The sequence below is a fragment of the Paenibacillus yanchengensis genome (genome assembly GCF_042684845.1).
Lineage (GTDB): Bacteria > Bacillota > Bacilli > Paenibacillales > Paenibacillaceae > Pristimantibacillus > Pristimantibacillus yanchengensis.
Window position 1 is genome coordinate 222714 of record NZ_JBHUMH010000064.1, and the last position, 25377, is coordinate 248090.

At 39.5% G+C, this 25377-nt stretch carries 23 protein-coding genes; 4 read left to right on the forward strand and 19 right to left on the reverse strand.

Annotated elements, in window-relative coordinates; all coding sequences use genetic code 11:
• Window positions 1-21: 21 nt before the first annotated feature.
• The 7 genes from priA to ACFSTH_RS20980 form a co-directional block, all read right to left on the reverse strand.
• On the reverse strand, window positions 22-2538 hold the full coding sequence (gene priA / locus ACFSTH_RS20950; RefSeq protein WP_377773537.1) for a primosomal protein N': 2517 nt from the start codon (window positions 2536-2538) through the stop codon (window positions 22-24).
• A gap of 2 nt (window positions 2539-2540) precedes the next feature.
• The gene (gene coaBC / locus ACFSTH_RS20955; RefSeq protein ID WP_377773539.1) at window positions 2541-3767 is read right to left on the reverse strand and encodes a bifunctional phosphopantothenoylcysteine decarboxylase/phosphopantothenate--cysteine ligase CoaBC; all 1227 of its coding nucleotides are present in this window, start codon (window positions 3765-3767) and stop codon (window positions 2541-2543) included.
• A 69-nt stretch (window positions 3768-3836) separates the two neighbouring features.
• Window positions 3837-4361 carry a YfiT family bacillithiol transferase gene (locus ACFSTH_RS20960; RefSeq protein ID WP_377773541.1) on the reverse strand — a complete coding sequence of 175 codons (525 nt, stop codon included), beginning with the start codon at window positions 4359-4361 and terminating at the stop codon, window positions 3837-3839.
• 83 nt (window positions 4362-4444) lie between these two features.
• Entirely contained in the window at window positions 4445-4654 is a 210-nt protein-coding gene (gene rpoZ / locus ACFSTH_RS20965; RefSeq protein ID WP_377773543.1) for a DNA-directed RNA polymerase subunit omega, read from the reverse strand.
• A 16-nt stretch (window positions 4655-4670) separates the two neighbouring features.
• Window positions 4671-5288 carry a guanylate kinase gene (gene gmk, locus ACFSTH_RS20970; protein ID WP_377773545.1) on the reverse strand — a complete coding sequence of 206 codons (618 nt, stop codon included), beginning with the start codon at window positions 5286-5288 and terminating at the stop codon, window positions 4671-4673.
• A gap of 13 nt (window positions 5289-5301) precedes the next feature.
• The gene (remA, locus tag ACFSTH_RS20975; protein ID WP_331702333.1) at window positions 5302-5562 is read right to left on the reverse strand and encodes an extracellular matrix/biofilm regulator RemA; all 261 of its coding nucleotides are present in this window, start codon (window positions 5560-5562) and stop codon (window positions 5302-5304) included.
• A gap of 349 nt (window positions 5563-5911) precedes the next feature.
• Complete coding sequence (locus tag ACFSTH_RS20980; protein WP_377773547.1) at window positions 5912-8683, reverse strand: calcium-translocating P-type ATPase, SERCA-type; 2772 nt, start codon at window positions 8681-8683, stop codon at window positions 5912-5914.
• Between the two features lie 152 nt (window positions 8684-8835).
• Here ACFSTH_RS20980 and ACFSTH_RS20985 point away from each other — a divergent pair, with 152 nt between their 5' ends.
• On the forward strand, window positions 8836-10563 hold the full coding sequence (locus ACFSTH_RS20985; protein WP_377773549.1) for an Rqc2 family fibronectin-binding protein: 1728 nt from the start codon (window positions 8836-8838) through the stop codon (window positions 10561-10563).
• Window positions 10564-10636: 73 nt separating this feature from the next.
• On the opposite strand, the gene ACFSTH_RS20990 is transcribed toward ACFSTH_RS20985, so the two are convergent.
• The 5 genes from ACFSTH_RS20990 to ACFSTH_RS21010 all read right to left on the reverse strand — a co-directional run bounded on the left by ACFSTH_RS20990 (window position 10637) and on the right by ACFSTH_RS21010 (window position 16118).
• Window positions 10637-11494 carry a PHP domain-containing protein gene (locus ACFSTH_RS20990; protein WP_377773551.1) on the reverse strand — a complete coding sequence of 286 codons (858 nt, stop codon included), beginning with the start codon at window positions 11492-11494 and terminating at the stop codon, window positions 10637-10639.
• A 163-nt stretch (window positions 11495-11657) separates the two neighbouring features.
• Entirely contained in the window at window positions 11658-11921 is a 264-nt protein-coding gene (locus ACFSTH_RS20995; RefSeq protein WP_377773553.1) for a YlbG family protein, read from the reverse strand.
• A gap of 81 nt (window positions 11922-12002) precedes the next feature.
• Window positions 12003-12494 (reverse strand): YlbF family regulator, encoded by a 492-nt coding sequence (locus ACFSTH_RS21000; RefSeq protein ID WP_377773555.1) that lies wholly within the window; start codon window positions 12492-12494, stop codon window positions 12003-12005.
• A gap of 79 nt (window positions 12495-12573) precedes the next feature.
• The gene (locus ACFSTH_RS21005) at window positions 12574-14412 is read right to left on the reverse strand and encodes a helicase-associated domain-containing protein (protein ID WP_377773557.1); all 1839 of its coding nucleotides are present in this window, start codon (window positions 14410-14412) and stop codon (window positions 12574-12576) included.
• Window positions 14409-16118, reverse strand: a complete 1710-nt coding sequence (locus ACFSTH_RS21010) for a DNA repair helicase XPB (RefSeq protein WP_377773559.1) — start codon at window positions 16116-16118, stop codon at window positions 14409-14411. The genes ACFSTH_RS21005 and ACFSTH_RS21010 overlap by 4 nt, the downstream gene beginning before the upstream one ends.
• Before the next feature lie 152 nt (window positions 16119-16270).
• Between ACFSTH_RS21010 and ACFSTH_RS21015 the strand changes: the two genes are divergently transcribed.
• Window positions 16271-17125, forward strand: coding sequence for a thermonuclease family protein (locus ACFSTH_RS21015; RefSeq protein WP_377773561.1), 855 nt, complete (start codon window positions 16271-16273; stop codon window positions 17123-17125).
• A 7-nt stretch (window positions 17126-17132) separates the two neighbouring features.
• Here the strand turns inward: ACFSTH_RS21015 and ACFSTH_RS21020 are convergent, their stop codons facing one another.
• Window positions 17133-18314, reverse strand: a complete 1182-nt coding sequence (locus tag ACFSTH_RS21020; RefSeq protein WP_377773563.1) for a M20 metallopeptidase family protein — start codon at window positions 18312-18314, stop codon at window positions 17133-17135.
• 167 nt (window positions 18315-18481) lie between these two features.
• Here ACFSTH_RS21020 and ACFSTH_RS21025 point away from each other — a divergent pair, with 167 nt between their 5' ends.
• Window positions 18482-18826 (forward strand): YugN family protein, encoded by a 345-nt coding sequence (locus ACFSTH_RS21025; protein WP_377773565.1) that lies wholly within the window; start codon window positions 18482-18484, stop codon window positions 18824-18826.
• 169 nt (window positions 18827-18995) lie between these two features.
• On the opposite strand, the gene ACFSTH_RS21030 is transcribed toward ACFSTH_RS21025, so the two are convergent.
• From ACFSTH_RS21030 to ACFSTH_RS21055, 6 genes are all read right to left on the reverse strand, one after another.
• Window positions 18996-19382, reverse strand: coding sequence for an Asp23/Gls24 family envelope stress response protein (locus ACFSTH_RS21030; RefSeq protein ID WP_377773567.1), 387 nt, complete (start codon window positions 19380-19382; stop codon window positions 18996-18998).
• Between the two features lie 146 nt (window positions 19383-19528).
• The gene (locus ACFSTH_RS21035) at window positions 19529-19822 is read right to left on the reverse strand and encodes a DUF1507 family protein (RefSeq protein WP_377773569.1); all 294 of its coding nucleotides are present in this window, start codon (window positions 19820-19822) and stop codon (window positions 19529-19531) included.
• 132 nt (window positions 19823-19954) lie between these two features.
• A complete protein-coding gene (locus ACFSTH_RS21040) occupies window positions 19955-20197 on the reverse strand; it encodes an HPr family phosphocarrier protein (protein WP_377773571.1) in 243 nt (80 codons plus the stop codon).
• A gap of 104 nt (window positions 20198-20301) precedes the next feature.
• Window positions 20302-21417, reverse strand: a complete 1116-nt coding sequence (locus ACFSTH_RS21045) for an aminopeptidase (RefSeq protein ID WP_377773573.1) — start codon at window positions 21415-21417, stop codon at window positions 20302-20304.
• Window positions 21418-21455: 38 nt separating this feature from the next.
• Window positions 21456-22217 (reverse strand): hypothetical protein, encoded by a 762-nt coding sequence (locus ACFSTH_RS21050; RefSeq protein ID WP_377773575.1) that lies wholly within the window; start codon window positions 22215-22217, stop codon window positions 21456-21458.
• A gap of 88 nt (window positions 22218-22305) precedes the next feature.
• On the reverse strand, window positions 22306-24207 hold the full coding sequence (locus ACFSTH_RS21055) for a diguanylate cyclase (RefSeq protein ID WP_377773577.1): 1902 nt from the start codon (window positions 24205-24207) through the stop codon (window positions 22306-22308).
• A gap of 395 nt (window positions 24208-24602) precedes the next feature.
• Here ACFSTH_RS21055 and rpsD point away from each other — a divergent pair, with 395 nt between their 5' ends.
• Window positions 24603-25202, forward strand: a complete 600-nt coding sequence (gene rpsD, locus ACFSTH_RS21060; RefSeq protein WP_377773579.1) for a 30S ribosomal protein S4 — start codon at window positions 24603-24605, stop codon at window positions 25200-25202.
• Window positions 25203-25377 lie beyond the last annotated feature (175 nt).

Below are 25377 nucleotides of genomic sequence, written 5' to 3' on the forward strand. Positions count from 1 at the left end.
ATCCTTTACTTTAGTAAATATTTACATAATAACTTGCGGATCAATATCAATACTATATTGTATTTTCTTTTGTATTGATTTCTCTTTATATTGATGGAGCGTACCTTGAATTAGCGCTGCAATATCTATGCTCCCTCGATATTTTAACACACATTGAAAACGGTAGCGATCCTTCATTTTTGCAATCGGTGATGCTACTGGCCCCAATACTTCCAAAGACCTGGGAAAGCCACTGGACAAAGGAACGAGTACTCCTTCATGATCAGCTAATTGACGCAAATCTTCCACAAATTGATGGCTTACTTGCGATAATAGCGGTAATTGATCATGGGACATCGTAACTACAGCTAGCCGACAATATGGCGGATATCCTAGCATACGACGATGCTGTAATTCTTGTTGCACAAAAGTTTCGTAATCATGTTGCTGGCTGGTAACAATCGCATAATGTTCCGGAGTATAGGACTGAATGATCACTTCACCAGGTAGATGATGTCTTCCTGCACGACCAGCCACTTGCGTCAATAGTTGAAAAGTACGTTCCGCTGCTCTAAAGTCAGGCAAATGTAGCGAAGTATCCGCTGCAATAACGCCTACCAGTGTCACATAAGGAAAATCCAATCCTTTTGCTACCATTTGCGTCCCTAACAACACATCAGCCTTACGGCTTTCAAATTGCTTCAACAATTGTTCGTGAGCATTTTTACCGCTAGTCGTGTCTACATCCATACGAATAACTCGAATACCTGGAAACAGTTTGGCTAATTCCGCTTCAACTTTTTGTGTACCTGTTCCAAAAAAACGAATATGCTCGCTAGTGCAAGCAGGACATACTGTCGGTGTTTGCTCGGCATAACCGCAATAATGACAACGAACTACTTGTGACTTTTGATGATAAGTTAGTGCGATATCACAGTGTGGACACATCATCGTGTAACTACAGCTGCGACACATAATGAAAGTAGCAAAGCCCCGTCGATTTAATAATAAAACAGATTGTTCACCTTTTTGCAATCGTTCCTGTAACGCCTCATGTAATCGCCGACTAAACATCGATCGGTTATTAGCTAGCAATTCTTCTTTCATATCAATGACAGTAACTTCTGGTAATGCTCGGTCATTTACTCTTTTCGTCATCGATAGCAATGCAGCTCGTTTATCTTCTGACAGTTTTCCTTTCGGATTGGACATGCTGGCAGCAACGTAGCTTTCTAAAGAAGGTGTAGCAGAACCAAGTATTACTGTAGCTCCATGCATCATCGCCCGTCGGACCGCTACATCACGGGTATGATATTTTGGACTCTCTTCTTGTTTATAACTAGATTCGTGTTCTTCATCGATAATAATAAGCCCCAATTGCTGAAAAGGAGCAAATATAGCCGAACGAGCACCTATGGCAACCATAGACTCTCCATTGCGGATTCTGCGCCATTCATCATAGCGCTCTCCACCCGACAAACGACTATGCATGACAGCTACTTGGTCACCGAATCTCCCTTTAAACCGTTCAACCATTTGTGGAGTTAACGATATTTCTGGAACAAGAACAATCGCTTGCCGTCCATCTTTAAGACAACGATCAATTGATTGCAAATAAACTTCCGTTTTGCCACTACCCGTAACTCCTTGCAATAAAAAAGTATACGGTTGTTGTTTATCTAGCGTTATTGCGATTTGTTCAAAAACAAGCTGTTGTTCTTCGGTTAAAAGTAACGGTTCCGTTGTTTTAAAATGACGACCAGCATAGGGATCGCGTTGTTGCTCCAAGTCTATTTGAATAAGCAACTCTTTTTCTACCAATGCTCTAACCGTCGAAGTGGCGCACTCTAATTCCTTTGTTACATTTACTATCGGAATAGTTTGTTCTTGCGGCTGCTCATACATATATTGCAATACTTCTTTTTGTTTTAAAGCCGTTTTAGCTAATTGATCTAGTAGTGCGTCAAATGGTTGCTGCTGCACTTGCATAGGCATATAGACCGCCTGTACTTTTTTCACTGCTAACTTATCTTTAATATAACTTTGCAGCTGCAGCTTGTTGTCTTTAATCAATTTGCGAATCTCTGCAGCCTCATCCGGAAATTGCTCCATCATCACTGTCCAATTTGCTTTTGGGGAGTGCTGTTCTAACCAGTGCAGTAGCGGGGCAGAGACGCGACTCTTCCATTCGTCTGATTCATCATCGTTAATCGATATAAATCGCTCTTCCTTCCCTTTAAGTGCCGCAGGAATCATCGCCTGCAACGCTTGTGTGTGGGAACAACAATATTTGTGACTCATCCAGCTTGCCAGTTCAATCAAATCAGGTAATAGCGGCGGAGCGGCATCCAACAGTTCGGCTATTTCTTTTAGTTTATGCTGATCTAATCTAGATTCTTCTTGCAATTGGATTACAAATCCTTGCAGCACTCTTCCACCAAAAGGAACGCCCACTCGGCTACCTACTTCTACCCATTCTTGTAAGTGATATGGCACTATATAATCAAAAGGCCGATCCGTTTGACGGCTCGGCACATCGACAATTACTTTAGCTATCAATGCTATAACCTCCGCTTCTCCGTAAGACAAGCAGCAACTACTTCCATCAATTGTGTAGCAATGCTACTTTTTTGCATGAGCGGTATCGTCGTGACTAACCCGGCTGCATTATATATTTGTACAACATTAGTATCAACATCAAACCCTACACCTTCTGCACTTACATCGTTGGCTACAATTAAATCACAATGCTTTCGCCGCAATTTATCCATCGCATATTGTTCAACGTTATTGGTTTCCGCAGCAAAGCCCACTAAAAATTGACCCTTTTTCTGCTCCCCAATCGTTTGTAAAATATCGGTAGTTTTCTCAAGTTCTATCGTTAACTGATCCGCTGTTTTTTTCATTTTTTGCTTCGCCTGCAATACCGGGCGATAATCAGCAACCGCTGCTGCTTTAACGACTATATCAGCCTGATGAAAATGTTCCAGAACTGCTTCGAGCATTTGCTCCGCTGATTCAACCTGTATCGTATGAACATGAGCAGGGGGAGCTATCGTTGCTCGACCAGAAATAAGTGTCACATCTGCTCCCATCATATAAGCAGCTTCTGCTATCGCATATCCCATCTTCCCTGATGAATCATTCGTCAAATAGCGTACAGGATCAAGTCTCTCCACCGTGCCGCCCGCAGTAACTATTACTTTTTTGCCCGCTAGCTGATTACGTCGTGCGAACCAATTCGCAACAGCTTCCACAATTTCCTCTGGCTCCGCCAAACGACCTTTCGCTACATAGCCACAAGCTAACTGCCCTGTGCCTGGTTCCAAAAATAAAGCACCACGCTCCGCAAGTTTTTCCATATTATGAACTACTGCTGGATGCTCATACATATGCACATTCATCGCTGGAGCAATAATTAACGGACATGTTGCAGCAAGTAAAGTCGTACTCAACATATCATCTCCGAACCCTCCAGCAAGTTTGGCAATCGTATTAGCTGTAGCAGGGGCGATAATAATTAAGTCTGCACGATCAGCCAAATCAATGTGAGTGACAACGGCAGGATTACGTTCATCGAAAGTGTCAATTAGTACAGGATTACGTGATAGCGTTTGTAATGTGAGGGGTGTAATAAACTTGGCCGCTGACTCTGTCATAATGACATGGACATTCGCTCCTGCTTGCACTAACCTGCTACAAATCGTCGCACTTTTGTATGCTGCAATTCCGCCTGTTATTCCTAATATTATTGTTTTCCCTGCTACAGTACTGACTGAACTGTTCATTATCTAATCTCCTGTCACAAAAGAATCAGTAGTATAATTTTTATTATATAGTAGTTATTTACATCATAATTATTTGTCTAGCCTTTGAAGCCCGCTCGTAATATGTGCCAAATGATGTTCTACATGCCACGCTGTCCATCCTAAAAAATAAGCTAGTTTTACTTGACTTCCACGCTCCGGATGGTAAAACTGGCGATGAAAATCTGTTTGCTCCATCCCACGTAACAAATGAACCAGTTTTGTAGTCACACCTTGAATAATCGCCACACTAGAAGCTACTGCACCATATCGACTATCTACCGTATTGACCCATCCATCTGGATCGAACGGCTTAATCGTTGGGTTAGATTCTGTCATGGCTAGTTTAAATCGAATATAACTATTCATTAATGCATCAGCCAAATGATGTATAACTTGTCTCATTGTCCAACCATCTGGACGGTAAGGGGTATCTAGTTGCGTTTCAGTCATTTTTGCTACTTCTTGTTCAAGTCGATTTGGGAATTGTTCCAGCACTTCTATCCACTCCGTACGCTGTATGACGGACATACCGATGTATTCAAATTTACCGATGGGATAACGTAAATCTTCCATGCTAATTCCTCCTCATATCTTTACTTGGTAAAAAAGGAGCGCAACTTATAACCAGCTGCACTCCATTCTAGAAATTCTTCTGACTATTCGGCTTTTGTAGGTATCGATTCTACTTTAAGATGATCTTCATAAATCTCTTCGAGCGCTACACCAACATGTTTATGTGACTGTGGCGTCTCTATAATCAATTTATCTCCATTACGCAACATTCTAGCGCGTTTGGATGCAGCAACAACAAGCGTATACTTACTATCAACCTTTTTTAACAATTCATCAATCGATGGGTATAACATTTTACATTCTCCTAACCTATTGTTTATTACCTATTGCACTTGCTGCTGATCGCGAACGTATAACAATATCTTTTCGACAATGTTCCGCAATAATAATAGAACGAACGCGATCACATGCCGCTTCGATTTCATCGTTAACGACCGCATAGTGGTAATGTTCCAACAGTTCCATTTCTTTCGTAGCAACACCCATACGAATATCTATCGTCTGTTGACTTTCCGTTCCTCGACCAGTAATGCGTTGTTTCAATTCTTCCATAGATGGCGGCAACAAAAAAACAAAAATTGCGTTGGGGAACCTTTCTTTTACTTGCATAGCTCCCTGCACTTCTATTTCTAGTATAACATCTTTCCCCGCACTTAGTGTTTGATCAACAAATTCACGAGGTGTACCATAGTAGTTTCCTACATACTCGGCATATTCTAACAATGCATCTTGCTTAATCATCTGCTCGAATTGCTGCCTTGTTTTAAAAAAATAATTAACCCCGTCTACTTCACCAGCGCGCGGCTGTCTCGTTGTTGCTGAAACAGAGTATACAATTTCTGGCATGCGCTTGCGTAGCGCAGTGCATACTGTCCCTTTACCAACGCCGGCTGGACCGGATAACACAATTAACAATCCCATCTGCACAATACTCCCTGTACTATTCGTCGTTATCATCATCTTTTGTTGAGAGACGATGTGCCACTGTTTCTGGCTGAACTGCTGATAATATAACATGATCGCTATCTGTAATGATAACAGCTCGAGTCCGTCGCCCATATGTTGCATCGATCAGCATTTGTCGATCACGGGCTTCTTGTATAATCCGTTTAATCGGAGCTGACTCTGGACTAACAATTGATATTATTCGATTCGCCGAAACAATATTTCCGAATCCGATATTAATTAGCTTAATAGCCATTCCAGATCCTCCCTCCGCCTACGGTCTTTCCACAATATGATCTAATATTTTCGTTTATGTATAACATAGTAACATGAAATAGAGCAAAATATGAATTGTTACCTAGTGTTGACGAAAATGAATAGAGCCATACACGAAGATCGCCTTTATGAACTTATGCCTTATTTTAATTGATTTTTGCTAGTTCAACAAGCTATATTGTCAAAACATTTCACCTCATTCGCAAAGTTTACGATATTTTGAAGTTTTTATAGCATAATAGACAAAAAAGAGCGTGTAACTAAGTTCTACTTGAACAACTTAGCAACGCTCTTCCTGTACAATATTTTAATACAAATTTTACACTTTATTAACGAGTAGCTGGTTTAGCATTAGTCGGCCATTGTTTACGAGGTTTTGACTTACCCAAAACACTACCGATCCCCATGAAAAAGGTTGGAATTCCAGCAGCTACAATAACAAGACACCACTCTCTAAAGCCGATAGCTACCGTTTTGAAAATTGGTTGTAATGCATCAATATAAACGACACCGAGTAAAAGCAAGACAGAAGAAAGTACTGCTAATACAAGATATTTATTTTGGAATGGATTACGATGAAAGATCGATCTGGAACTACGACAATCAAACACATGAATAAGCTGCGCCATAACTAATGTTGAAAATGCTACCGTTTGAGCAGTTCGCAGACTAAGTTCATCTCCCGTACCTTCTTTTAAAGTGAGCCAAAAAGCACCTAACGTACATATACCGATTAAAATACCACGACTAATTATTTTCCAACCTAATCTTCTAGCAAAAATGCTTTCCTTTGCTTTTCGCGGTTTGTGCTGCATCAAATCTTTTTCTGCTTGATCTACACCAAGCGCCATCGCTGGCAGACCATCCGTTACTAAATTCACCCACAAAATTTGAATTGGAACGAGCGGCAGTGGTAAACCAGCCATCATCGCCAAAAACATAACTAATATTTCGCCCACATTCGATGCTAATAAGTATCTAATAAATTTCCGAATATTTTCATAGATGCCACGACCTTCTTCTATAGCAGCAACAATTGTCGAAAAGTTATCATCACTAAGGACGAGAGAAGCTGCTTCTTTCGTAACATCTGTTCCTGTAATACCCATGGCAATACCAATATCTGCCGCTTTAATAGCGGGAGCATCATTGACCCCATCACCAGTCATAGCGACGACATGCCCTTTATTTTGTAATGCTTTAACGATACGCAATTTGTGCTCTGGCGATACCCGTGCGTAGACATAAGTATCATCAACGATGTCTTGTAACGCTTCATCAGACATCGCTTCTAACTGCTGTCCACTTAATGTTTTTCCATCACGAGGAACGATACCTAATTCGCTCGCAATCGCTTCTGCCGTTAATTTATGATCGCCCGTTATCATAACCGTTTTAATTCCTGCTCGTTTACAAGTAGCGATAGCATCTTTTACTTCGCGTCTCGGCGGATCAATCATCCCTGTAAGACCGACAAAAACTAGTCCCGTTTCTGCCATTTGTTCCGACTCACACTTTTCATTGTCTTTTAATTCTCGATAAGCAAGCCCTAATACACGCAAAGCGGATTGTGCCATTTGTTCTCCAGCTTTAGCTGCTTGTTCTTTCAATGTAGCAGTTAACGGTACAACATGACCACCCGATAAAATATAGCTACATTTGTCTAACAATATATCAGGCGCACCTTTCGTGCAGATGAGTTGCCCACCCTGATGACTAAGTACAACTGACATTCTTTTGCGTTCTGAATCAAAAGGAAATTCCATTACTCGCGTATATAAACTAGACAATGTTTTCGCCGATGATCCAAATTTGGTAGCAAGTACAGCAAGTGCACCTTCCGTTGGATCACCTTTTAGTCGCCACTCTTCTTGCTCCACTGCTTTCCTCGATTTATCTACTTTTTCAATATTTGTAACAAGCTGAGCATTATTACATAGTGCACTAATTTGTAGCAATCGTTTAATAGATGTATCGTGTTTAAAATCGACCGATTTTCCAGCTGCTAACAACTGTCCCGTTGGCGTATATCCTTCACCAGTAACATCATACTGTTTGCCGCCTACCCACAATTTAGTTACGGTCATTTTATTTTGAGTTAATGTTCCTGTTTTATCCGAACAAATGACAGAAGCGCAGCCTAATGTTTCGACCGAAGGTAGTTTACGTACAATAGCTTTTCGCTTAATCATCCGTTGTACACCCATCGCTAAAGCGATTGTAACAATTGCAGGTAAACCTTCTGGTATCGCCGCTACCGCTAAACTAACTCCAGCTAAAAACATATTGTAAGCAGGCTGTCCATGAACAATACCAGCAACGACTACCATAATTGTAAGTGCTACTGCAACTACAATTAACAACTTCCCAAGCTGTGCTAGTCGATGCTGCAACGGAGTTTCCATCTCTTTTGTTGATTGAATAAGATCAGCTATTTTGCCCATTTCCGTATCCATGCCAGTACGAATAACGACTCCTTTTGCTGTTCCACGCGTCACCATCGTACCCATAAACCCTAAGTTTCGCTGATCACCGAGCGGTAGTTCCTCATTCATAATAGCTGTTACTTTCTTATTCACAGGTACAGATTCACCCGTTAAAGCTGATTCCTCTATATAGCAACTATTCGCTTCAAATAAGCGTAAGTCAGCCGGAACCCGATCGCCACTTTCCAATATAACAATATCACCTACAACAAGGTCCCGTGCCGGAACTTCTAGCAATTCTCCATCACGCCACACTTTAGCTTCTGGTGCAGATAGTTCCTTCAATGCTTGTAACGAACGCTCCGCTCGAAATTCCTGCACAAAACCAAGAACCGCATTGAGAATCAATATAGCTACTATTGTAATTGCATCTAAATACTCCCCTAGAAAAGCAGCAATCAATGTAGCACCTAGCAAAATTAATACCATCACATCTTTAAATTGATTGAAAAAAAGTACAAAAGGAGATACCTTTTTTCCTTCCGACAACTCATTACGTCCAAGTTTTGCTAATCGTTCTGCCGCTTCTTCTTTACTTAGTCCATGTTTTGTTGAACTTTGTACGGCGTCTGACAGCCGATCAATCTCCATCTGGTGCCATTTCATTTGTTCCATCCTATGACTCCCTCCCGTAATTTGCCAAGTCCTGTGGACAGCCATCTAGTGCAATATATTCGGACAAACTGTAAAATATCACAATTGCTACTTAAGTTTTTTGAACAATTATGGCATGATAGATAAATACAGATAGAAAAGAGGGATGTACGATGGCTTTGGACGGAATTGTTGTTTCGGCGATTGCAGCGGAGTTAGCTAATTACATTGGCACACGCATATATAAAATTCATCAACCGAATCCACACGATCTAATTTTTACACTGCGAACACCGGAAGGGCAGAAACGATTATTACTATCTGCTAACCCTACTTATCCACGAGTTCACTTCACGGAACGAACGTTTGTCAATCCAATTGAAGCTCCTATGTTTTGTATGTTACTGCGCAAACATTGTGAAGGGGGCGTTATTGAAAGCATTACACAAGTTGGGCTGGAGCGGGTTTTGCACTTTGACATTGTAAGACGTGATGAACTTGGCGATTGGAGCAAGAAAAAAATTGTTATAGAAATTATGGGGCGACATAGCAATATTATTTTGCTAGATGAAGAAAGTAATATTGTCCATGACGGTATTCATCATGTCACTCCCGCCATTAGTAGCCATCGAGTAATCTTACCAGGCGTTGACTATATAGCACCACCAGCACAGCATAAAGTTAATTTGCTTACGATAGATAATGAGCAACAATTTCAAGATTTATGGAATCAAGAGGATTTAGCAATGGTCCCAGAGGAAAAACGGATCGTTCAATTATTTAGTGGGATAAGCCCTCTCACAGCTAAACAACTTTTATACAACGCTGAACAGCTGCCTTCCCTTTGGTCTAGCTTATCCGAATTAAAAAGTAAGATCGAACAAAAACAGTACGAACCAACCGTTGTAACAGAAACTGCAACTGACAAAACGTATTTTTCAGCCATTCCACTTACTCATATTGCAGGAGAGCACACAGAATTCCCATCCATCCATCATTGTTTGGAATACTTTTATGGTACAAAAGCAGATCGAGATACTGTCAAACAACGTGCCAGTGATCTCATCCGCTTCGTACAAAATGAAAAAAACAAAAACGAAAGTAAAATTAATAAATTAAAAGAACAATGGGAAGATGCGCAACAAGCCGATGATTTCCGGATTCGTGGCGAACTGTTAACTGCTTACTTGCATGAAATAAATCGCGGGGATACAGAAGTTACTTTAAATAATTTTTATGATGAAAATGCCGCAGCACTAACGATATCGCTTGATCCAAGCATTGCTCCAGCAGAAAATGCACAACGATATTTCCGAAAATATAATAAAATTAAAAATAGTTTAAGCTATATTACGGAACAATCGGCTATCGCTCAAGCAGAAATCGATTATTTTACCACTATACTACAACAATTAGACAATGCATCACTCGCTGACATTGAAGAAATTAGAGAAGAATTAATTGCTGGAAGCTATCTTAAAGAAAAAGTAAAAAAAGGCTCCAAAAAGAAAAAGAGCAGCCGTCCTACACTGCTGCACTATACATCTTCGGAAGGTATTACAATAATTGTAGGTAAAAACAATACACAAAATGACTATTTAACGAACAAAGTAGCTCATGTTTCGGATACTTGGCTACATACCAAAGATATTCCCGGATCACACGTTGTTATTCGATCTACCGACTTTGGCGAAGCAACTTTACAAGAAGCAGCTATACTTGCAGCATATTATAGTCAAGCACGTAACTCTAGCTCCGTACCAGTCGACTACACGACTATACGTCATGTTCGAAAACCGAATGGAGCCAAACCAGGGTTCGTCATCTATGATCAACAAAAAACAATTTATGTGACTCCGGAAGAAAATTTCGTGCAGTCGCTACCGTTCAAAGTAAGTTAAATAAAATAAAAGCAAGTGATTGAAGAGTACAGTACATTTTTGTACTTACTCCACATCACTTGCTTTTCAATTATTATGCTTGTGTAGCTCTACGAAGTTGCTCTACTTCATGCATGGAAACTCCTCGCTGACCAAGGTCGCCATGATAACTTACCCCATTACGTATACCATGGAAATCCGAACCACCAGTGACCAACTTATGATACTGCGTTGCTAACTCCAAATAAAATTGCTGCTGTAACTCCGTATGGTCGGAATGATATACTTCGATCCCATCTACCATCCCTTTGGCAATCAATTGTTCTACATATTCATCTTGCTGATATATCCCTGGATGAGCGATAACACTTACACCACCCGCTTCTCTAATCCACGCACTTGCTTCTTCTGGTGTGATTCGCGGGACAGCGACAAACGCCTGAGCACCTGTTGCTAAATAAAGCCGGAATGCTTCGTCCATCGACGGCACGACTCCAATCTCAATCAATAGCTGTGCAATATGTGGTCTACCTATAGAATGTTGGGCAGCACGTTCCTGTTCGTATCTGCTCAAAAACTGTTCCATCGTAATAGAAACTCCTAGTTGCTGAAGCTTATTAATAATAAGTTCATTACGTCTATCACGAGCATTCCGTTGGCTTGCTAATCTAGTGAGTAGCAATTCATTATCTACATCAATAAAATAGCCAAGAATATGTATTTCCGTTTGTTGAAATACCGTACTAATTTCAACACCAGCAATAATAACAAGTTGTTTACTCGCAATTTTTATTGCTTCTTTCACACCAAAGACAGTATCATGATCCGTAATTGCAATCGCTGATAGTGAAGTTTTCTCTGCTGCTTGTACTAGTTCTGCTGGCGTTAAAATTCCATCAGATGCTGTCGTGTGCATATGTAAATCTGCTTCTATTATTTTTTGCTCTACCATAAACAATATCCCTCCTAATCGTCACTCACCTATTCCCTATATCCTAATTTTACTAGTAATGATAACAAAGAAACAGCTTTTCGTATTCGCTGATTGTATAACTATCAACGAAAAAGCTGTTTCTGTTTGTACACTAAAATAAATGATAGTGCAGTTCTACCCATTACATACTATAAAAATGAGTTTTATCTTCCGTATTTTTTGTATATTCTGTTTTTAACTCATTACGATAAGAACGCTCTACTTTTCGGACAAAAAATTGTTTATCCAATTGCTTCAAAACTTCCTCTGCACGATCTGCATTCACATACATCACAACATAATGAAGTCTTTTAGATATATAGTGAACGGTTCCGTAGCGATCCAAGTTTTTGACAGATTTCAAATCACTTACCCAAATAATGTAACCTATTCGTTCAGGTAACATTGCCCCACTCCTCAATATATCATCATTAGCTGTTCCTCTCACTAACATCCTATACAGCTAATTTCTGTTCATCGTCATTTATTAACCACAACCACCACTGGCGCAGCCACAAGAACCGCCACTGCCACAAGAACCGCCTTTTTGCTTCCCATTACTCGGAACTTTAATGTTAGCGGATACAGCCTCTGCGATCAAAGATGCTACTTCATAAAGCATAAGATCTACGGCATTTTCTGCTTCTTTAAATTTAACAACACTTTCATGAGCAGCTAAATCACGTTCCAATTCCTTTACTTTGGCACGTGCTTCATGAAAATCTGGATGAAACCGTCCAAAACGTTGACACTCTGCAAAAAACTCTTTGGCAACTTGAAATTTTTTAGTAATTTCAGCCACCTCGGTATTTTCTTGCACTTGTTTCTCCCAATATAATAATTCAGCTACTTCAGCCGACTGATTAATAGAATCCCCTAATTCATATGCGCTCGTCAGTAATGTAGCCATATCTATCGTAGGTATACTTGTCCGCGCTGTATTTACTTCCAGAAGCTCTGTATGCTCTGCAGTAAACATTTCACCACCTCATTTCATTTCTATTCCTTATTTATCATAACACAACTACTTCATGAATGAATAGTAGATAACCAGTAAATTACAAGCTTGGTTTTAAAATTTGCATCGCTTGCCATTCATGATCCGTTAGTCGTACTATTGTTCTATGGAAATCATCCCTTTCAGTATTAGCATTTACAGCGTAATGTCCGACAGTTACCCACCCATTGTCTAATTCTACAATCGATTGTGGAATAAATATATATTTCTGATTATTAATTACTATTAACACTTCTGTTTTACAAACAATAGCCTGTTCCATGATTTGTCTTTTAGTTGAAGCATGATACGTTTGTAATTTATCCGTCCATTGTCTCGGTAAGCGATGAAGATGTTCCAACGTCGTATGGAGCATACTATCTGACATAACATTTCTCATGATCTCATCCAGTTCTAACTCAGGTAAAATCACTTTACTTTCTTGTAGCTGCTTATCCTCCTCTATGATAGCTATATTTGTATCTAACAAGGGATAACATATAGCGGCCGGCTCATCTAAAGGCGCTATCGTCTTGGTCCCACTCTGCATCGGATGCCCCATTTTCAGCAACCACTGACGAATGAGCGGCACGATGGTCGAATCTACAATAAAATGCTGCTCGCCTAATCTTTGTAACGATAGCTGTTGTTTAACTGCTGCTTGTTCTAATTCATCTGCAATCGATGCAGATTGACAATCTAACAACATTGCTTGAACAACATACGGAGCAGCATGGTGAGGCATCCATTGCTGTAACATCGTTGACAATATTGCAGGCAGCTCTTTTTCTACATGATTACTTTGTAAAAAATGTAGTAATCGTTCCCTGTTTCTCCCTTGCTCCACTGCCAATGCTAGCGTATCAGCCGAAAAGCGATATATCACCCATTCTTCTTCACTAATACAATCTGCAATCACTTCTAATTCCCAACGTAACCAGTATTGCTCATAAGCAACAATAATATCTCCACTTTCCTGCATTGTTAGTCCTTCCACTTGTTGGTTGGAGCGAACAATTTTGCGAAAGAAATAGGTCTGATCCTTGGACAAAGGAGTCGAACTTTGGATTACTTCTACTACTCCAACTAGTTGCAACAGTTTAAGTATTTGAATAAAAGTAGGATGAGTAACTACTGCCCAGCGATCGACTTCTACATTGTGAAATAATGCTAATTGATGCGATTTTATCGCACTATATTGCAGCAACCAATCAAACCATTGGGTAAGTAGTAGCTGCTCACGTTCATAACTATTCATCTGTAACCATGCCATTAATTGTGATTTGTTCCATTGCAGTTTTTTACCATTGACCGCTATTATTTGCAAACGAATGGCAAGTTCCAATAATAAGTGAACAACGATGGAAGTGGAAGTTGCCTTAACATGGACACCATTTTCAATCAACGAAGTATCTGTTATATCTAATCGTTTACTTACTTTTTCTACCCACTTTTTCGAAAACTGCTGATTGTTATTCAACTTCATATCGGTCCGTGCCAATGCTGATAAAAAAACAAACATTTGTGCTGATAATGGTTTCGTTCCAGAAAAAAATTCGCCACTTAACCACATTTGTTGCTCCATCTCATCCGTTGCATAGACAGGTTGATGCAGTTGTAATCCTTTTTGTACATATAAATATGTTTGAAGTGACATCGTATACGTTGATTCACTAGACATAGAAGAACAGCGCTTTAAGATTGCCGCTTGTTCCAGTGTATGAATAGCTAGCAAACATTTTAATCCACTTAACACCGTATTACTTTGCAAAAATGCTATTAATTGTTCTTCTTCTACCTCCATCGTATGAAATCGCTCTACATAGCAACGAAGTACTGCCTTTACTTCGATTGGCAGCTCATGAAGTAACTTCGCCAACTGCTGATCCTCCACCATCATTTTCGTTCTACCTCCTGCTCCTGATCATCCCAATGCACTCGTTCATAATGATAACCTTGCTCCAGCATAAATAGTTGCCGCTTCAAGGCAAATTCCATCTCCTTCGACTGATCTGTCACCAAAGTATAAAACCAAGCTTGGTTATCGCGTTTCGGTCGTAACAATCGACCAATACGTTGTGCTTCTTCTTGACGCGAACCAAAACTTCCCGATATTTGAATAGCCACTTGCGCATCAGGTAAATCAACGGCTAAATTGGCAACTTTGGACAATACTAACCGCTTTATCTTACCCGCTTTAAATTGCTGAAATAACTCGTCACGTTTTGCTTGAGGTACTTGCCCAGTAATAATCGGAGCTTGAATCAACGCAGCTATTTCGATTAGTTGTTCTAAATATTGACCAATAATCAAAATCGGTTCATCTTCATGTTTGTGCAAAAGCTGCTGTACTACAACCTCTTTACGTTTATTTTCTGCTGCTAGCCTCAATCGTTGACGAACTGTTGCTGATTCATAATCTGATGTCATAGACGGATCAAGGGGAATGGATATCTCCGTGCAGGTTACTGTCGCTATCACTTGCATACTTTCAGCTTTTTTCCAATTCATATCATAAATTTTCGGCCCAATTAAAGAATATACGTCTTCTGCACAGCCATCTTCACGAATTAACGTCGCTGTCAAACCAAGTCTTCTTGTAGCTTGTATATTGGCAGTCATTCGAAATACCGGAGCCGGTAACAAATGAACTTCATCATAAATAATCATTCCCCATTGGCGCTCTGTAAATAATTTCATATGTTCAAATGCTGCTGTTTTATGGCGACGATGGGTTAAAATATGATAGGTAGCTATCGTTATTGGCCTTACCTCTCGTGTAAGACCACTATAAATACCAATGTCTGTTTCTCGAATCGTAGTTTTATCGATTAATTCACGCTTCCATTGCTGCACCGACGTTTCGCTACTAGTTAAGATGAGGGTAGCTTTTCCTACTAAACAAAGCGCCGCTATACCAATAATCGTTTTACCCGCTCCACATGGTAATACAGCAACACCACTACCACATAACCATTCCGTTTGATGATGCCAGCGCCCGACAGCTTCTTGCTGATAGCTGCGAAGTGCTAACTGCTCGCCACTACTCGTTTTAGTCCGAAGATGAACTGCCAACGATTCTCCGGCAATATAACCTGCCTGATCAATAATTGGAAAACCACTTCGTGTGAAATGCTGCTTTATCATGCCTCTATTTTCCGGATTAACAATATATCTTGTTTCTGTCACTTGTTCTACGCACCACTGATCGATTAATTCTACAAAGGAGTGATTTGCTAACAAACTTGGATCAAATGCTAAGATTAAATGCTGTTCATGATAGAATAAGACAGCCTTTCCAAATCTACTGATCCAGCCTCTAATTGTACCTTCCGCCTGCAACGGTAATCCGTTCATACTTTTTTCTTTCAACCACTGTAACAACTTCTTGTCATTTTCCCCCATACTAACTGCATTCCATAACGTTAACGTCGTTATTTTATATAAATGGATATGACCAGCCATACTTTGTAACTCTGCCCATATAGCTAGTCGCTCCTTCACTTCATCTGCTTGCTCCATTCGATCATCTAATAAAATCGTCAAATCAGATTGAATAGAAATAGGCTTGTCTTCTGCAAACTTTTGTTTTAGCCGTATGTCCATTTGAGCGCCCCTCCCTTCATCATTATCATTTAGTATGAGAGATTCTAAGAAAAATTATGCCTAAACGTGAATCTATTACTTGATTTCAGTTAGGATATGGTATAGTAATAACATCTTATTTTCTTCATCCAAATCGCAGGAGGCATTACATTATGAATTCTATAGTGAAATTGTTATGTTTGTTGCTGCTATTCTCCATAGTAGTCGCTTGTTCAGCATCAACAAACAGCAATAAACATATACCAAAAGAAAGTCAGTGGCTGACAGTCGCTAATTATATAAATGGTGAAATTATTGAAATTTCTGTTGACAAACAAATCAAACAAGTGAAATTGTTGTCGTTACAATTGCCTGAACATCTAGCACTTGGTGCTCGAGGAGAAGAATATAGTGCAGCAGCAACAAAACTAATCAAAACGGAGTTACAGTCATCGGAACAAGTCAAATTAACTTTTGATGAGCAGCCAATGAATAGCGACGGTGTACTTGAAGCGATCGTTGAACTTAAAAACGGTAAAATATTAAACGAATTATTGTTAATACAAGGGTTAGCCAAAGTTCATATTGAGGAACCAAATGTAAAAATGGAAAATAAGTATAAAAAGTTAGAACAATCAGCCAAACAATTGCAACGTGGAATTTGGGAAACAGAATTGGATCATTTGGTGGATGCGATACCGCTGAAAAAAATAGTCGATTCTCGCTTTGAACTAGAGGTTGACAAACAAAAACAAACGGTTTATATTTCCAATACTTCTTCTCACGACATTGATTTAGATGGTTGGAAACTAGTAAGTGTGAAGGACAATCAAACGTACACTTTCCATGAATATACGTTGCCAGCGCATAGTACTGTACAACTCATTTCTGGAAAAGAAGCCATAAAAAACAGCCTCCCTAATGTAATCGTCTGGGAAGCTGACCATATTTGGCACTTATCTGATGCTGATCCTGCTGAATTGTATACACACAACAATGAACTTGTTAGCGTCTGGGAAGATCAATAGTTTATTTTTAACTATGATTTATGCTGTAGTCTTCTGCAAGCGTAATAAGCAACGCAGCTGCGTTAATGATTGCCCGTTCATCAATATTAAATTTCGGATGATGATGCGGGTAATTCGCTCCTATTTCATCGTTTCCTGCCCCAACAAACATAAAGCAACCAGGCACTTCCTGTAAGTAGTACGAAAAATCTTCTGAAACTGTAATCGGTTCTGCTCTCACCGTGTGAGTGGAACCTAGCAGTTGCTCTGCTACTGAAAAAAAGCGTGCTGCTTCACGTTTATCATTAATCAAAGATGGATAACCCTGTTTTATCTTCAGCTCGTAAGTTGCACCATGCAATGCACATATATGCTGCAACACCTCTTCTATTCGCTTCATCAAATATAGTCTATTTTGCTCATCAAAAGCACGTATCGTCCCATTCAAATAACAACGTTCTGCAATAACGTTAGCTGCCGAACCAGCTTTTATAGAGCCTATAGATATTACTGCTGGAGCAAGCGGATTTATATTACGACTGATTATTTTTTGGATCGCTTGTACAAAATCAGTCGCTACTATAATAGAATCAATTGCTTCATGAGGCAAACCGCCGTGGCCGCCTTTACCAATAATTTCAATCGCGAATTCATCAGCTGAACTCATAAACGGTCCACCCGTCGTTGCCGCTTGACCATACGGCAGTGGTGTCCACAAATGAGCGCCATAGATAACATCTACATCCTGCAATGCACCAGCCTTAATCATACCAAGCGCACCACCTGGCGAAACTTCTTCTGCTGGTTGAAATATCAATCTACGACTTCCTGACCAGTCATTGTGTTGCTTATAATAAGAGGCAATTGCTAACAATGCGGCTGTATGCCCATCATGCCCACACGCATGCATTACCTGTGCGATTTGTGAGCGATAATGACAGTCTTCTTTTTCGTCTTGGATAGGGAGCGCATCAATATCTGCCCTAAGCGCGATGAAAGGTCCCGGTCGCTCTGCATGTATCGTTACTACCAAACCATAGCCTTCCTCATTTCGCTCAACCTCACAACCTATTTGTTGTAGCTGCTGTTCAATCCAAAGAGCTGTCTGTTTCTCTTGGAACGATATTTCAGGATATTGATGCAAATATCTTCTCCACTCCACAATTTTAGGAAAATGTTGTGCCAAAAACTGCTGCACTTGCTTAGTCATATTCGTCGCCTTCCTTCCCATCTATCCAATAAATGATGAACTTTTTTCGAATAAAACAATAGTTGTTCTAGTAAAAGTATTATGTTAGGGTTGCGTAAGCGGTTGAAACATACTATCATGAGAAAAGATGAATAACCAAGATATAAATAAATTTGGGAGGAAGTACAATGATAATTGATAATAGTGGCTTAAACGGCGTTCAATCCGAACTGCACTATCTCGATGCCAATGCCGAAAAAATAGGCTTTGTCCGCTGGCAATGGGACTACTATCGTGCTACATATGATTTAAAACTAACAGATCGCTCATCTGGCTCGGATTACTACTTACGCGTCAACACGAAAGCGATTGAAGGTAAACTAGAAAACCCTCATGCAATGTTAGAAATAGAACACGTCTATATGGGTCTATCTACTTATCCCCGTGGACTTGATTACGATGCTACTATTCCAAAACATATCGTCGATACAGCGAATCAACGGTTGCAAATGTTAAAAAGATCGTTTGTTTAATTCATCTACCTTGCACTTATCGTTAATTATGTTTCAGTAAAACAATTAAATCGCTCCAAAATTTTATACAGCCAGCTCATATGAGCTGGCTTATCTATATCATGATACATTAGTGATAACAAAGCAGCGGCTCTCCTGCATGAGGAATGCCGCTATCTGGATGAATTCGTTATTTCAAACGAGGCTGTGACTCTTCTATTACTGCAGCTTCTTCTTTGAAAGCAACGCCTTCTACTTTGATATTTACTTCTACTACGTTTAATCCCGTCATATTTTCAACAGATTCTCGTACATTCAATTGGAGTTGACGGCATACTTCCTGAATAGGAATACCGTAATGGACAATTATTCGTAAGTCTATCGCTGCTTCCAATTGTCCAACTTCGACCGACACGCCTTTTTGAACATTTTTACCGCTCAGTCGTTTTGCAAGGCCTTCGGAGATACCACCAGACATAGCTGCTATACCCGGTGTTTCTAATGCGGCAAGTCCCGCTATTGTAGTTACAACATCATCAGAAATACGAATCATACCTGTTTGAAGGTTTTCGGTCATGTCATTCACTCCTCCATTTACCATATAACTACATTGTAATAGAACTAACGCCTACAAGCAAGAACCAACCCTTTATTATGTTAGAAACATGACATATGTCATGCACTATTTTTCCAATTATTGTTCTAAAAGAAAAACAGCCTATACTACAGGCTGCTCCTTTGATCTAATGCTTCGTATAGTACGGCTAAATTACGTTCCAGCCTGCTAACAATATCTCTTCCAACTTGCTCACTCAACAGACCAGCACGAACTGCAAAGTCTACCTCTTTAGAAAAACCATACATCTGTGTATCCAATACTTCTTCATACAATGGGCATTGACGTGTTGTTAAATTTTCCATTTGTACTTCAATTAATTTTTCTATTTTTTGAGCATCCTCTTGCAGAAGACGTAGCGCCTTCTCATGCAGTAAACTAGTAACTTCTGGCACAGACATCGTTTTCCCCCCTCGTGCGCATCCGCTGTCATATATATATTAATATTAGACGAAAAACTAACATTACACAAGCTCAAAACGAAAAGCGCTACTCTTTGTTAGAGCGCGCTTTTCATTACTTACCATCCATTACTATTCAGATACGATCTTAATATCTAAATTGTGTTTAGCAAAAACTTCTGACATTTTAGCTTTCGCTTCCTCAGCATCTGGACCATGCACGTGCAGCTCATAGGAATGACCGCCTACTAAAGTAGTGAACAATCCTAGAATGCTCTTCACATCGATATACTTATTGTCAGCTTGTAGAACAATTGATGAAGTAAATTGACTAGCTGCTTGAGAAATTTCAACAATAGCTGCATTATTAGACATGGTGATCCCTCCAACGAAATTTTGTAAACCTTTCCTTTGACACCATGATACATGGAATCTATATATCCATCAAGAGGAATTTTGACAATATTGCTAAAAAAGTTTTATTTAAGTCGATCGGCATTTAATCCTTCTAGTTCTGGCAAGACAAATTCCCCATCTTTGCGGATGAGAACATCATCAAAATATATTTCTCCGCCGCCGTATTCTGGACGTTGTATAAGTACCAAATCCCAGTGTAAAGACGATCTATTACCATTATCGGCATCATCATATGCTTGACCTGGCGTGAAATGTAAACTACCCGCGATTTTTTCATCAAATAAAATATCATTCATCGGATCCAATATATACGGATTAAATCCTATCGCAAACTCACCGATATATCTCGCACCTTCATCAACATCCAATATTTCATTTAATCGTTTCGTATTGTTGCTTGTAGCTTCGACTATTTTTCCATCTTGAAACGTAAACGATATATTTTCGAACGTTACTCCAGCTTCTACGCTTGGTGCATTATAAGTAATTTTCCCTTGGATAGAATGACGTACAGGTGCAGTAAACACTTCCCCATCCGGAATATTCAATTTACCGGCGCATTTCACCGCTCCAACACCTTTGATGGAGAATGACAGGTCTGTGCCTGGTCCAACAATTCTAACTTTGTCTGTGCGCAACATAAGCTGTTGCAACGAATCCATTGCTTTATCCATTTTGGAATAATCTAAGTTGCATACATCGAAATAGAAGTTTTCGAACGCTTCTGTACTCTTATTCGCCAGTTGAGCCATCGATGGAGTAGGATAGCGTAGAATAACCCATTTTGTCCGTTTCACTCGTTGTTCCAAATGTACTGGATTACGATATAGTTGGTCGTACAAGCGCATATTTGCTTCAGGCACATCACTAAGCTCATTAATATTATCGCCTGAACGGACAGCAATATAACCTTGCATTTGCTTCATTCGCTCCAAGTCCAAAGCAGCCCATAGTTTTATTTGCTCCTCACTAGCATGCATCAACATCGTTCGCAATACACTTTGATCACTCGTTTCAACAAATGGACGACCTCCTCGAAGTGCCACTTCTTCGATTAGACATTTTGTCAATTCTACTGCTTTGCCAGTTGTTTCAATGAGAACATTATCTCCTGGCTGAACATCGATAGAATAGCTAACCAAATTTTTTGCTAATGTTACCAATCTCGGATCACGCATAATAACAACTCCTGTTTACAATTCTAGTAATTATACTGTTATTTTCGGTAAATATCGTTACTTGCTTTCCCATCAAAAGAATGAAGTCGAACGGTCGTTTTACGAACTTCAGACATCGCTTTCCCGTCACGTTCATATTCAAAAGTAGTATGTTCATATAATCTTAACGGTAATATACTATGCACATCGATAACGATATCAATTTCTTGTTTTACCTGCAAAGATTGCAGCATCGTTTCTAACTGTTGTTCTGATTCACGTAGTGCCGATGTGACTTTTTGTTGATTTGCTGTCTGTGATGTTTGAATAATCGTCAATTCTCCCATTTGACTGCGTAGCTTTTGCTCCCAATATTGCTTTGACTGCTCATTATGCTGCGTTACTCTTATTTTCACAGTATTTCTATTTGTTTCGGGGTCCAACTGCTCTTGAACAACCGTCATTTGCTCTACTGGTAATTCACGCAACATCTTCATCACTTCGGCTGGATGCGTATAATTGTGATGGGTTTGATCAGATTGAATCGTTAATTTATGATGATCAGATACAGAACCTTGAAAAGTGAGCGGTTTGCTAACTTCCTTCCCTTCCACTTCCATAGCTGTAGCTCCACTAAATTGGTATTGATCCATAGCCATCAAACTAGCGTATGACAATGTTACCCAATCTTGTGCTTCTAGCTTATCGCGCATGAAACTACACCCACTGCTTATCAGCACGGTGCAAATGACAGCTATCAAACCCACACTTCTCCGAATACTTCGTCTATTGCACAACAATTCCGCCCATATTTTTTGCATAAGTTACTTCCTCCAGTACTAATTGTTCTATCAACTAGCATCCCAAAAGAAGTTAATCCTTATGCGAAAAAAATAACTTTCCATCACTTCAGCTTTGTTCGTCAACTACAATACGATTTCTGCCCTCATGTTTTGCTTCGTACAACGCCATATCAGCTTTATAAAATAGTGATTCTACACTAATTTTTTGGTGACTACTTAACCATTCCGACACGCCGCATGATACTGTCACCTGTGGATTTGTCTGCTCTTCTACTTGTTTTCGGATTATCTCTGCAAATGTCACTGCATCAGATACGCGCATCATCGGTAAGTAAACTGCCAATTCCTCTCCGCCCCATCTAGCTGCAATATCTCCTGAACGAATAGATGTTTTAACAATGTCACTCACTTGAATTAATATTTGATCGCCAATTTGATGACCAAAAGTATCATTCACTTGCTTGAAGTAATCTATATCAACTAATATTAACGATCCGTAATTATCAAAGCGCTGTTTCAATTGAATCTGCTCATTCAAATAATGTCTGGCATGTAAACCAGTTAAATTATCGGTAATGACCATACGACGTACTTCAGCATGAAGTGAGGCATTGACAATCGCTAATCCCACATGAGTACTTATGACCTGCAACAATTTATAATTTTCGTATGAAAAATAATTAGCAATGCGATGAGCAATCAAAATCGCCCCAATAACTTCCCCGTCTACAAATATAGGAGAAGCAATTAAAGAGCGGGACTTTGTCCGCTCCATCAAAGGAGACGCAACCGTTGCAGTATTGTTATAATCAGAAATGATTAACGGTTCTTTTGTCCGATATACGATGCCAGTAAAACCGTCATTGATCGAATATTGTTGTCGCGAAAGAGTGGTAACATTACTTGACATCACTTCGAAAGTGTCTTTTTCCTTATTTAATTGCATAACGCAACAAAAATCAGCCTGGAAGATCGAGAGCATCTCTGTTATGGCAAAGTGCAGTATATCTTTCAACCGTAACGATTGATTCAAACGTTTCGTCATTTCATTAATAAGACGTAGCTCTTTAATAAGCATATTAGATTGCTCATATAATTTTGCATTTTCAAATGCAGAACCAGCCATATCTGCTAACATTCTCACGATTTGCAAATCTTCTTCATTCCATCGATCTGTTTGTACAATAATTTGTAAAATACCATACGATGCTTGTTTCCCAGAAAGTGGTACAGCACATACTAATTGACCGCTAGCTAATTGTTCATGTACCGTTTTACCATTCAAAAATGCTTCCGTAATGATATTATCGGTCATCATGTCAAACACTAATGGTCTAATTCGTACGTCACCGTGGACATGATCTTGGGACAAATATAAGTAAGCTTCTGAGCTATCAAATAACATCTCAACACTATGTAACAGCTCACCTAACACACCAGAAACATCAATCTGATTCGACATATGTCTCGAAGCGAGCAATAATGCCTCTCGCTTTTTCAATTCGTGATGTACCTTTTGTTCTTGTTCAGCAATACGTTTCGTATAAGATTGCTCTAACATACAATAAAAACAACTTCGATAATGCAAAGCAAATGCATGAACAGTTGCTTCTAATAGATGCTCCTCTACTTGAGAGAGATAAGCAAAAACAGCAAATACCGTCTCATCACTACGTTTAACTAATGGAATAGCAGTAACTTGCCATGATAATTGCTTGTTTTTAGTCAAATGACGATTCGTAATCGCTTGTAGTGTTGTTTGTTTAAGCAATGCATTCACTGATATCTCTTGCATATGTAGCGATTGAAATTCATCACTTGCTGTATGTATATTACCATCCTTATCAAGGATGACAAATACGCCAGTTGTATTCGCCAACAATGCGATAATTTCTGAATGCCATTTCGAGAAGCTTTCTTCTAATAATCCCGTCATATGTAGTTCATTCGCGTGATTCAAATCTTCAGCAACAAACCAGATTAAATCATTATCCAGCTTGGTCTCCATCAGCTCCCACCCTTCTAGCAAATGACATGGAGATGAGCTCTCATTACGTTTATCATACTTTATTGCTGTTCATCTTGCACTACAATCTTCATACTTTCTCATGGAATCCAGCATCTTTTTCAATTTTATTGTGTACATCGGATCAATTACCAATTATATCAATATAATTAGCTATTTATGTTGACTTTTATTACAGATCATCTATAATAAGAATGTTGAATATATGGGCGTACGGTTTTGTGTCACCCTCATGTAATATGTTCGCGGATTAGCCAGCGGCTGTAGTGCTAATCATGAGCTGTAGTACTATAAAGTACAAGCATCGGATATATTCGGCGAAACACAACCCCATTTATCTATCAAAAATTGATTTGATGAAGGAGTTAACACGACGCATGGCACGTTATACAGGACCTAAATTTAAACTAAGCCGCCGCCTTGGAATTTCTCTAAGCGGTAATGGAAAAGACTTGAAGAGAAACTTCCCACCAGGACAACATGGACCAACTCAACGTAGAAAAATTAGTGGATATGGTATCCAACTTCAAGAAAAACAAAAGCTACGTCATATGTATGGTTTGCAAGAGAAACAATTCCGCAACCTATACGACAAAGCTGCTAAGATGAAAGGTATCGTTGGTGAGAACTTTATGATCTTGTTGGAAAGCAGACTTGATAACCTAGTTTATCGTTTGGCACTTTCTAACTCTCGTGCTGGCGCACGTCAATTGGTTTCTCACGGACATATTACTGTTAACGGTAAAAAAGTAGATATCGCTTCTTATACGGTATATGTAGGTGATGTTATTGGTATTCGCGAACGTAGTCGCTCTTTAAAAACAATTAAAGAAGCAATGGAAGGTCGCAACCACCTACCAACATACCTAGAATTTAATGAGCAAGCTTTGGAAGGTAAATTTATTCGTCTTCCTGCTCGTGATGAGCTATCGCAAGAAATTGACGAGAAGCAAATCGTTGAGTTCTACTCACGTTAATTAGTTCTAAACCGAAAATCAATGCAGAAAAAAGCCCTAAACCCTTTGTTTATGAAGTGCTCCCTGTCAAGTGGACAGTGTAAAAAACAAAAATAGTTAGGTTAGATACCTCGGCTCGTTTTAACAGAGCTGAGGTTCTTTTCGTTACGCAGCTCTTCGGTATTCGTTAGGTGAA